Below are 9,802 nucleotides of genomic sequence, written 5' to 3'. Positions count from 1 at the left end.
TCCTGCGGGGTGATACGGAAGGCGGCGATGATGTCGCTGTCCTCCGGGACGTACTCGGGCTTCCAATAGCCCATTTCCTTGTAGGGCATGACGCCCGCCATCCAACGCGGCCTTGCTGGGTCGCTAGTACCGGCCATGTATGTCCTCCGTCCGTTCAAGCTTTTCCGGCCACTCACCGGGTTGTCCGCTCCAGAATAGTACTGGTTTACTAAGAAAGCAATTGAACCTTTGTTGACGTTTGTTAGGTAGTTCTCTAAGATAGGGGTATGACCTTTGGCCAGCTCAAAACCTTCTTGGAGGTAGTCCGCCACGGATCGATTCGGGCCGCCGCCGCCAGCCTCATGGTGACGGAGCCATCGGTCTCTGCCGGAGTGGCCTCCCTGCAAAGGGAGCTGGGCGTCGCACTGGTAGAACGCCAGGGCCGCGGTATCAGGGTAACCCCTGCCGGGCAGGAATTCGCCGGGTATGCGTCACAAATTCTAGGTTTATACGAAAAAGCCGCCCGGCGAGCCCGCGAAAAGGCCGGCCAGACCGCCCAGCTGCGCCTTTCCGCCGTGACCACCGCCGGCGAGTCGCTCATGGCGCCCATCCTCAAGCTGTTCCGGCAAAGAGAGCCCGGGGTCGAGCTTTGGATGGAGGTTGGCAACCTTCAGGGGGTGTTCGACAGCCTTCTCTCCTATCAGGTGGACCTGGGGATCGGTGGACGGCCTCCCGACAACGGCGAGATCGCCGGAGAGCCCTTCCTGGACAACCGTCTGGTCGTCGTCGGCTCGCCCGAGCACCGCCTGGCCAACGCAGGGCCCTTCGAGGCGCCTCTTTTGGGGAAGGAAACCTGGCTACTCAGGGAGGGCGGCTCCGGCACCCGCAACAACACCGAAGAGTTCTTCACCGAGTCCGGCATCGAATCCCCACCCTTTATGACGCTGGGCAGCAACGGCGCCGTGAAGCAGGCCGCCTCCGCCGGCCTGGGGGTGACGCTGATCTCAACCCACGCCGTGGCCGCCGAGCTGGAGGCCGGCACCCTGGCCCGGCTAGAGGTCATCGGGACGCCGCTGGTCCGCTCCTGGCACGTCCTCTACCGCAGCCAGACCGACTACTCCCCGAGCGCCGAGGCGTTCCTCGAGCTGCTGCGCTCCCTCAACACCAAGCAGGCAGTCGACCAGTGGTTCGGCGCATCCCGGGAGTTCCTCGGTTAACAGCCCGCGCTAAATCAGCGATTTGACTCACTTGATCTAGTGCGGAGTGAAGCGGGAGAACGAGCTTCTAGCTGAACTCGAACCCGGCTCGGGCCGACTGGAGCTGGAACACAATCAGCAGCTGGGTCAGTCCCAGGGGGCCGGAAACCCGCTGCTGATCGCCTTCGGCAAAAAGACCGATGGCGTTGGCGTCCAGCTTGCCGTCCTTGTGCATCTTCTCCCAGATGATCTGCTCGGCCGAAGCGGCGACCTCGTCGGGCACCGTGCCGTCGATCTCCAGTACGTCGACCGGCTGACCGCGGTCCCGAGCCAGTGAGAACCGGATCGGCTCGTACTTGGAGGTCCTGGTCGCCGAGGCGATCTCAGCGAGATAGGGGTGCGGAAGGGTCGGGCGGAGCACCAGCTTCACGTTGTAGTGGCTGGCGTCGACGTCCAGTTCCGGGCCGGGGGGGTAGAAGCGCACGACGATGTCGGCGTGGGCCCGCTGGGGGCGGATGTACGCCTCGGACTCCGGCTCGCGCTTGGCGAGGTCGGCGTCGACCTGCTCCTCGGTGTAGTTGCGCTTGCCGACGTCCCGCTTGATCTTCCAGGCGCGCCGCACGTCCTCCGGCGGGTCGAGGAAGACCTTGACGTCGAAGCAGTCCCGCATCGGCTTGGTGTAGAAGCCGAAAAGGCCCTCCACGACCATGTACTCCTGGGGGGTGACCAGCACCGGCCGGTCCAGTGTTCCGTGGCTGTGGTTGTAGATGGGCTTGAGGATGGGCTCGCCGTCGGCCAGGAGCTTCAGGTGCTGCTCGATGATCTCCATGTAGTTGCAGTCGGGGTGCAACGGAGTGAAGGGCAGCTCTTTGCGCTCGACACGGTCGAACTTGTGGTAGTCGTCCGTGCAGATAGTCGTCACGCGGTCTTTGCCCAGGATTTTGGCGATTCCTGCGGTGATGGTCGTCTTGCCGGTTGCAGAGTCGCCGACGACGCCCAGCATTATCGGTCGCCCGGTGTTGGGAGCGCGGTTAGGTAGAGAAGAACTCCTGGTAGCCATGCCGTAGTTTACTCATAACAGAAAGATTTCTGCTCGCCGGCATGTGCCTGCGGGCAGTGCAGACCGGCGGACAAGCATCACGCGGTGCGTGATACCGTCCATTTTCGAATTTGAATCTACCCGTTGCCCTGCCAATACCGGCCGGGCACTCGTTCAAGACCCGGCGGAAACCGCCCCGGAACAAAGCGAAAAGAGAGGTTCCAGTGACCCAGCGCAGAATCGTCCCCTCAGTGCTCAACGCTAATCTCGCACGTCTCGGTGAGGACGTGACCCGGCTGGCGGAGGGTGGCGCCGACGCGATCCAGTGGGACGTCATGGACGGGCACTTCGTGCCGAACCTCACCTTCGGCGCCGAGGTCATCAAGCAGTGCCGGGACCTGACCGACATCCCCTTCGAGGCGCACCTGATGATCACCGACGGCGAGCGATGGGTCGAGGACTACGTGAAGGCCGGCTGCGAGACCGTGATCGTCCACCCGGAGGCGATCACTCACCTGCACCGGTGCCTGGAGGAGATCCGCCGGATGGGGGCCAGGTCCGGGGTTGCGCTGAACCCCGCGACCTCCCTGGAGACGATCCGGCACTGCATGGGCTCCATCGACCACCTGCTGATCATGACCGTGAACCCCGGGTTCGGCGGCCAGGCGTACATAACCGAGATGGAGCCGAAGGTGGCCGAGGCCCGGGCGATGATCGACGCCACCGGCCGGGAGATCGCACTCGAGGTCGACGGCGGTGTCACCAAGGACACCGTGGCCGGAGCCTTGAAGGCCGGCGCCGACCACTTCGTGGTGGGCTCGGCGCTGTTCCGTCACCCAGACGGCCCGGCGGCCGCCATCGCCGAGGTCCGGGCTGCGATGTAGAGGTTGGCCCAACTGAAAAGGCCGCCCCGAAGGGCGGCCTTTTCTTTACATATTGGGCTTAGCCCACGGCGGTTTCGTACCGGGCGCTGACCTCGTCCCAGTTGACGATGTTCCAGAAGGCGCTGATGTACTCGGGGCGACGGTTCTGGTACTTCAGGTAGTAGGCGTGCTCCCAGACGTCGAGGCCCAGGATGGGGTTCTCGCCGGCGGCCAGGGGGGAGTCCTGGTTGGGCAGGCCGTAGGGGACGAGCTGTCCGTCGGCTACGACGAGCCATGCCCAGCCGCTGCCGAACTGGTTGACCGCGGTGTTGGTGAACAGGGTCTTGAACTGGTCGAACGAGCCGAACGAGCTGTTGATCGCATCGGCCAGCGGGCCCTTGGGCTCGCCGCCGCCGTCGGGCGAAAGAATCGTCCAGAACAGCGAGTGGTTGGCGTGGCCGCCACCGTGGTTGCGCACCGGGGTCGAAAGCTCTGCGGGGACCTCGGCGAAGTCCTTCATCAGCTCCTGGATGGGCTTGGCGGAGAGCTCCGGCTTGTCGGCAAGCGCTGCGTTCAGCTTGTCGATGTAGGTCTGGTGGTGCTTGGTGTGGTGGATCTCCATCGTCCGTGCATCGATATGCGGTTCCAGAGCATCGTATGCATATGGCAGCGGTGGTAGTTCGTAAGCCATTTTTCCCCTACTTTCATCTAAGCATTGTGGCCAAAGTATAGAGGCCGTTATTTGTTACCTACCCCAACCCGTCAAGCGTGAATCTGCTCGAGCGGGCGGTACAGCTGAACGTTTACCTGCTCCCCCGCCTTCACCGGCTTGTCGCCGGGCGGGATCACAGCCAGCCCGTTTGCCTTCACGACAGTGCCCAAAAGGTTGGATGCCGCGGGCCCGGTGGAGCTGGCCCTCCAGCCGTCCCCGTCGCGGTAGACCAGCACCCGGGAGTAGCGGGTCTTGTCAACAAGGCCGTCCATCTCGTCGTCGAGTGCCGCCCGGACGACCGGCCGATCGAGGTCGGTCCTGCCCATCATCTTCAGCAGGGCCGGGCGGATGAACAGCTCGAAGGAGACGAATACCGAGACCGGGTTGCCGGGAAGACCGAAGTAGGTCCGGCCCTCGACGTTGCCGAAGGCCTGGGGCATCCCGGGCTGCATCGCCACCTTGTAGGCGTCGATCTGTCCGAGCTCCTCCACCACCTTGCGAACCACGTCCAGGTCGCCCACCGACATGCCTCCGGAGGAGATGAACACGTCCACTTCGGGTGCCCGGGAGACGAACACCTCACGCAGAAGGTCCTCGTCGTCCGGCACGATCGGGGGACGGACCGGCGAGATTCCCAGCTCCTTCAGGCAACCGGAGATGGTGTAGCCGTTTCCGTCCGGGATCTGGCCGTACGCCGGCTTGGTGCCCGGCTCGATCAGCTCGTCGCCGGTGGAGACCACACACACCCGGGCCTTTGGGTAGACGGTGACCTCGGCGAAGCCGGCGGTCGACAGATTCCCCAGCTCGGGCCCGGCGAGCACCTTGCCGGCGGGGACCACGACGTCGCCCTCCTTGAGGTCCTGTCCCGGCGGCCGCACGAACTGGCCGGGTGAGAACGATTTCTGGACTGTGATGACATCGGGCTCGGACTCGACGTCCTCCTTGGGTGCGATGCAGTCGGCGCCCGGGGGGATCGGGGCGCCGGTGGCGATCCACATGGTTTCGCCCGGTCCCACCTCGCCCTCGGGGGTGTGGCCGATGTAGGCGCTTCCCACCCGCTTCAGGGTGACCGGCGCGCCGGCCACGTCCTCGGACCGGACTGCATAACCATCCATCGCCGACGAGGCGAACGTGGGAATGTCATAGGGGGCTTTCGCGTCCTCCACCAGCACGCAGCCCCACGCGTCGATGAGCGGCAGGGTCACCGGCTCGAGCGGCTCGACCGCGTCGAGGATGTCCTTCCGGACCTCGGCGACGGTTCTCATCACGTATCCCAATCAGTCCTCCGGTCCCTCGGCGTCACCGGGCGGAGCGGCTTCTTCGAGTCCCACCCAGCGGTGCTCGTCGCCCCGGCCCTCCTTCTTCCAGACCGGACAGCGGACTTTGACCTCGTCGATGCCGTAGCGGGCGGCCTCGAAAGCCTCGCCCCGGTGGGCCGACGAGGCTGCGACGACCACCGTGTGGTCACCGACCTTCAGGTTGCCCAGGCCGTGGAAGATCGCCATGCCGGACAGCGGCCACTTCTGCACCGCCTCCTCGGCAACCTGCTGCAGGACGGCCTCGGCCATCTCCCGGTAGGCGGAGTACTCCAGGCGGTCGACCTCGCCCCACTCGTCGGCGTGGTTGCGAACGGTGCCGACGAAGACGACGATGCCGCCGGCGTCCGGGGCTTCCACCGCCTCCATCGCCTCGTTCACCGTGGCGCCTCCCTCCCTGAGGCCGGTGACGATGTTCGCCCCCCCGGCGACCGGGGGAAGCAGGGCCACCTCGTCGTCATCGGAAAGCGTCTGGTCGCCGGATGCAATCTCCTTGTTCACCGCGGTGCGGATCTGTCCGGACAGCCTGCCGACATCGGGGTAGCGCTCGTAGAGGATGGCCATCAGGTCGTCCGTCGACGAGTTCTCCGGGATATCCAGGACCTCCTCGGCGCGGCCCCTCTCGGCCAGGCCTCCAAACATGCGGACTCTGATTTTCATTCGCCACCTTCCTCGAACCGGCGGTCCAGCCACTCGCCTTTGCGGCCGGAACGGAACCTCATCAGCCCGGCCAGGATCGAAAGCGCAATCTCCGGAGGCGTCTTGGCCCCCAGGTTCAGCCCGACCGGCGACTGGATCTGCTCGATCTGCTCCGGGTCCAGCCCGTGGTCCTTAAGCTGCTGAATGTGGTGGCCGGTGTGCCGGGCGCTGCCGATGATCCCGACGAAGCGGGGTTTCAGGGGCAGCAGGGCGCCGATCTGGTCCGGGACTGCGGGCGACTCGTGGTCGGTGTGGACCACGTCCAGCACGCTTCCTCCGCCCACGTTGTCGGCCGAGGTCTCCACCCTGGACGCCGCTTCGCGGTGCTCCGGCGTGACCCACCCGTCGCGCTCCTCTACCAGGACCGGCTCGTAGCCCAGGTCCCTGCCCCAACGAAGCAGCCACAGGGCGACCGGGGTGGCCCCGATCACCACCAGCCGGGGCTTGCGGGTGTAGGGCTCGAGGTAGACCTCGATAGTCCCCAGGTCATGGGTGAGCGTTCGGGTGGTCGATACGCCTCCGGCGAGCACCTGCGCCGCCTCGCGGGCTATTGCGGTGTCGAAGTCGGAGCATCCCAGAGTTCCCGTGAGCGGGCCGCCGGGTCCCAGCAGCATCTTCTGCCCCACCGAGCACGGAGGCGACCCCTCACGGCGGATTGCGGTGGCGAGCAGGCTGTCCTCGCCCAGGTCGATGCGCCTGGCCAGGGTGCTGGTGACCTCCCAGGCGGGATCGGCCTGGTCGGCGACCGGAGCCTGAGCCTCGGGTGAGGCCGGGGGGGCGGGAGTGGATTCGGCCCCCTTGCCGTTGTGGGAGTGGTCGTGGCTCAGAGGCTTCTTGCCCTCCAGGTCGATGTCGCCCGGGCGGTCTCCCGGCTTCGGCGGGCCGTCCTTGTGAACCGTGTAGCCGGTGATCAGGTCCATCGCGTGACCGAAGAGCGGCAGGATCACGTCCAGCCCCTCCCGGCACGCCTTTGGGCTTCCGGGGAAGTTCACCACCAGGGCGTCCTTCAGGACCCCGCTGACGCCCCGGGAAAGAATCGCCATCGGGGTCTTGGCCCGGCCGTCGGCCCTCATCGCCTCGGCGAAGCCGGGGGCCAGGCGTTCGACTACCGCCAGGGTCGCCTCGGGGGTGACGTCCCGGGGGCCCAGCCCGGTCCCACCGGTGGTCAGAACGAGGTCGTTCTGCCCGGCGAGGGCGACGATCGCAGGCTCGATGTCCTTGCGGTCGTCCGGCACCACCTTGCGCTCTGCTACCTCGAAACCGGCGCCCTCCAGAGCCTCCGCCAGGACCCGGCCCGAGTCATCGGTCCGGGTTCCATGAAACACGCCGTCGCTGATTGTGAGCACGGCGGCTCGCCTGCTGCCTGAGGCCACTACTTACCTTTCGAAGGTGCGCCGAAGCCGGTGCGGCGAGCCGGTGAATGTCGACTACCGGACTTTCCCCGTTGTTAGCTCGCCACAGGGCCTACAATTGCTGAACTTTCGGAGGATGAACTAGCCCCCCGATGAGTCTAAGATTAACTTGGAGTTATTCGCTACGCATGGTCGGCCCAGGGACTCAACACGCACTTTGCCCTTGATGGTTGCTGTGACTTGGCGGATGCAACTGCAGCGATTTAGGAGGGCTTCATGATCAGATTAGGAAGTCTCGCAGGGTATTCGTTCGAGGGGCCGCTTCTTCTGGGCGGCTGGAACCCTCCCCAGAGACCCGGCGTCTACGCAATCATGTACAAGGCCGACCCGGTGAAAAAGCCGGAGTCCTACTCGGTCATCTACGTGGGTTACGCGCTCGATCTTTCCAAGGCAGGCCTTCCCAAGCGCCACCCCGCGGCTTCATGCTGGGCGGAGCGGGCAGGGTCCCCGTGGAAGCTTCACGTCGCCTCGTACTTCGTTCCGGACTCCCAGTCGCTGGAGGGCACGCTGAAGAACATTCAGATCGAGCTCATCGCAAAGTACAATCCGCACTGCAACGACCAGAAGTACGACAACCAATGGGATGACACCTGGCTTGGCGACTACACATCGAGCATGACGGGACCTCTGGCCCCTCGAGGAGCGCACGAAGAACCAATTTAGGCATAGTGCTAGTCTGTTGCCCGGTCTTTTTCTGTTAGCAGTTCGGCAGTATCGAGAAGGCCCAAAAGCTTTCGAAAGGAGTTGGAATGGCCGACGATGATTTTCAGGCGAGTCCCGGTAGCCCCCGGATCTATGAGCTGATCCAGGACGCACCCGGCAAGAACAACCAGAACCGCGTGGGCGGGGACAACTCGGTATGGGCGTGGCCCGAAGTTACCGACTTCCTCAAAATCGCCGGCCAGCCGGTTCCGGGCCCGTGGCCTCCCCACCAGGAAGCTCGCCCCGACCCCGAGGTTGGAAGCGCAGTTCCCGAGGCAGTGTCCGAGCCTGCACAGCAGGAGCGGGACATCGCACGCAAGCGCGGCGACGACCCGAACGCACCGCTGTCCTACCGCCGCGGCGGCGGCAGCGCATCTGCTCCGCAGGAGGAGGCTCGTCCTACCACCGACGCCCAGGCAGAGCGCCTCGGCTTCCGTGACCTGGACGCCTTCGAGAAGGCACGCACCACCGGTGTCGTCTGGAAGGGTGGTTCGCTCAAGGACCTCAACCCCGGCGAGTAAAGCTCCAACGTTCTGCTGAGACCCCGGCGCCTTAACGGCGCCGGGGTCTTTTCTTTTGGGAGAAGCACATGAGCGCGCTCGAACACTGGAGGAGAGATCTGGAGTCCTGGGCCATCCCGGACGAGATCATCGCCGCCGCGCCGGAGTCCCCATGGGGATTCCCTCCCGGGCTGTTCGCCGAACGGGCAGCCTCGGCGATGCGCCGGGGTCTCTCCCCCGCCAATCGCCGGGCCCTCGAGGCCCTCCCGGAGGGCGGCACCGTGCTGGACGTCGGGGTTGGAGGCGGGGCGGGGAGCCTTCCGCTGGCCGGCCGGGCGGGGCGGCTGATCGGGGTCGACTCGTCCCAGAGCATGCTCGACTCCTTCGCCGAGGCCGCCTCAGGCCAGGGTGTCGCCTGCTCGACCGTACTGGGCACCTGGCCGGAGGTCGCCCCGCAGGTCGACCGGGCCGATGTCGTCATCTGCCACCACGTCTTCTACAACGTCGCCGACCTCGCCCCGTTCGTGAAAGCCCTCTCTGACAAGGCCGTCCGCCGCGTGGTGGTAGAGCTGACCCCGCGACACCCCCTGGCCTGGATGGGCGACCTCTGGCTCAGGTTCCACGGCTTGCCCCGGCCCGAAGGGCCCGACTACCTCGACGCAGTGAACGCCGTGGCCGAGCTGGGTTACGACGTGCAGCACCTCCTGGAGTCCGGCCCCCCGGTGATGAGCGGCTTCGCCGGCCGGGCCGACGCGATCGCCCTGGTCCGCAAGAGGGTCTGCCTGCAACCGGAGCAGGACGACGAGCTCGCCGAGGCCCTGGGCGACCGGCTGAACGAACGGGACGGCCTGTGGACCGCCTCACCGCCCCAGCACGAGATCGCAACCCTTTGGTGGGATACCTAGAAACCAAACGGCCGCCCCGTAGGGCGGCCGTCAATGCAGTGTTTGGAGCTAGCCGACGGGCTCCTCGACCGGCTTGGAGTGGATCCGGCCGGCGGAGTGCTTCAGCGACCCGCCGGGTTTGCCGTTCCGGTTGGCGATGATCTGAGCCGCCACGGCGATCGCAACCTCCTCGGGCTGTGAGGCGCCGATATCCAGCCCCAGCGGGGCCTGGATGCGGTCCAGCTCCTCCTCGGTGACGCCGACCTCGAGCAGGTTGTCGACCCGCTTCTGGTGGGTCCGGCGGCTTCCCATGGCTCCGATGTATCCGGCCTTGGTCTTTAGAGCCACCTGGAGGAGCGGGATGTCGAACTTCGGGTCGTGGGTCAGGATGCAGATGGCCGTCCTGCGGTCGACCTTTGCGGTCTCCAGGAACTCGTTCGGCCACTGGACCACGATCTCGTCGGCCTCCGGGAAGCGCTCTTTGGTGGCGAACACCTTCC

The 9,802-nt window shown here is 65.7% G+C and carries 11 protein-coding genes; 5 read left to right on the top strand and 6 right to left on the bottom strand.

The features are described 5' to 3' along the window. Positions 1 to 266: 266 nt before the first annotated feature. Positions 267 to 1,196, top strand: coding sequence for a LysR family transcriptional regulator (locus VFV09_06465; protein ID HEU4867352.1), 930 nt, complete (start codon positions 267 to 269; stop codon positions 1,194 to 1,196). A gap of 67 nt (positions 1,197 to 1,263) precedes the next feature. On the opposite strand, the gene VFV09_06460 is transcribed toward VFV09_06465, so the two are convergent. Continuing rightward, positions 1,264 to 2,235, bottom strand: a complete 972-nt coding sequence (locus VFV09_06460; protein HEU4867351.1) for a phosphoribulokinase — start codon at positions 2,233 to 2,235, stop codon at positions 1,264 to 1,266. A 203-nt stretch (positions 2,236 to 2,438) separates the two neighbouring features. On the opposite strand from VFV09_06460, the gene rpe reads away from it, so the two are divergent. After that, positions 2,439 to 3,098 carry a ribulose-phosphate 3-epimerase gene (rpe, locus tag VFV09_06455; protein HEU4867350.1) on the top strand — a complete coding sequence of 220 codons (660 nt, stop codon included), beginning with the start codon at positions 2,439 to 2,441 and terminating at the stop codon, positions 3,096 to 3,098. Between the two features lie 58 nt (positions 3,099 to 3,156). Here rpe and VFV09_06450 read toward each other — a convergent pair whose 3' ends face one another. The 4 genes from VFV09_06450 to VFV09_06435 form a co-directional block, all read right to left on the bottom strand. Next, positions 3,157 to 3,768 (bottom strand): superoxide dismutase, encoded by a 612-nt coding sequence (locus VFV09_06450; GenBank protein ID HEU4867349.1) that lies wholly within the window; start codon positions 3,766 to 3,768, stop codon positions 3,157 to 3,159. 71 nt (positions 3,769 to 3,839) lie between these two features. Then, entirely contained in the window at positions 3,840 to 5,057 is a 1,218-nt protein-coding gene (gene glp, locus VFV09_06445; protein ID HEU4867348.1) for a gephyrin-like molybdotransferase Glp, read from the bottom strand. Between the two features lie 9 nt (positions 5,058 to 5,066). Next, entirely contained in the window at positions 5,067 to 5,765 is a 699-nt protein-coding gene (locus VFV09_06440) for a molybdenum cofactor biosynthesis protein MoaE (GenBank protein HEU4867347.1), read from the bottom strand. Beyond that, on the bottom strand, positions 5,762 to 7,150 hold the full coding sequence (locus VFV09_06435) for a molybdenum cofactor synthesis domain-containing protein (GenBank protein HEU4867346.1): 1,389 nt from the start codon (positions 7,148 to 7,150) through the stop codon (positions 5,762 to 5,764). Before VFV09_06435 ends, VFV09_06440 begins: the two co-directional genes overlap by 4 nt. Positions 7,151 to 7,432: 282 nt before the next feature. Here VFV09_06435 and VFV09_06430 point away from each other — a divergent pair, with 282 nt between their 5' ends. From VFV09_06430 to VFV09_06420, 3 genes are all read left to right on the top strand, one after another. After that, on the top strand, positions 7,433 to 7,879 hold the full coding sequence (locus VFV09_06430; GenBank protein ID HEU4867345.1) for a hypothetical protein: 447 nt from the start codon (positions 7,433 to 7,435) through the stop codon (positions 7,877 to 7,879). A gap of 86 nt (positions 7,880 to 7,965) precedes the next feature. Then, the gene (locus VFV09_06425; protein HEU4867344.1) at positions 7,966 to 8,439 is read left to right on the top strand and encodes a hypothetical protein; all 474 of its coding nucleotides are present in this window, start codon (positions 7,966 to 7,968) and stop codon (positions 8,437 to 8,439) included. A gap of 68 nt (positions 8,440 to 8,507) precedes the next feature. Beyond that, positions 8,508 to 9,323, top strand: a complete 816-nt coding sequence (locus VFV09_06420; protein ID HEU4867343.1) for a class I SAM-dependent methyltransferase — start codon at positions 8,508 to 8,510, stop codon at positions 9,321 to 9,323. Between the two features lie 48 nt (positions 9,324 to 9,371). Here VFV09_06420 and VFV09_06415 read toward each other — a convergent pair. Then, positions 9,372 to 9,802 (bottom strand): XdhC family protein (locus VFV09_06415; GenBank protein HEU4867342.1); only part of this gene is annotated, 431 nt, incomplete at its 5' end.

The organism is Actinomycetota bacterium (assembly GCA_035759705.1).
Taxonomy (GTDB): Bacteria; Actinomycetota; CADDZG01; order JAHWKV01; family JAHWKV01; genus JAJCYE01.
Note: the sequence above shows the minus strand (reverse complement) of the source record. Positions and strands in the feature narration are given on the sequence as shown.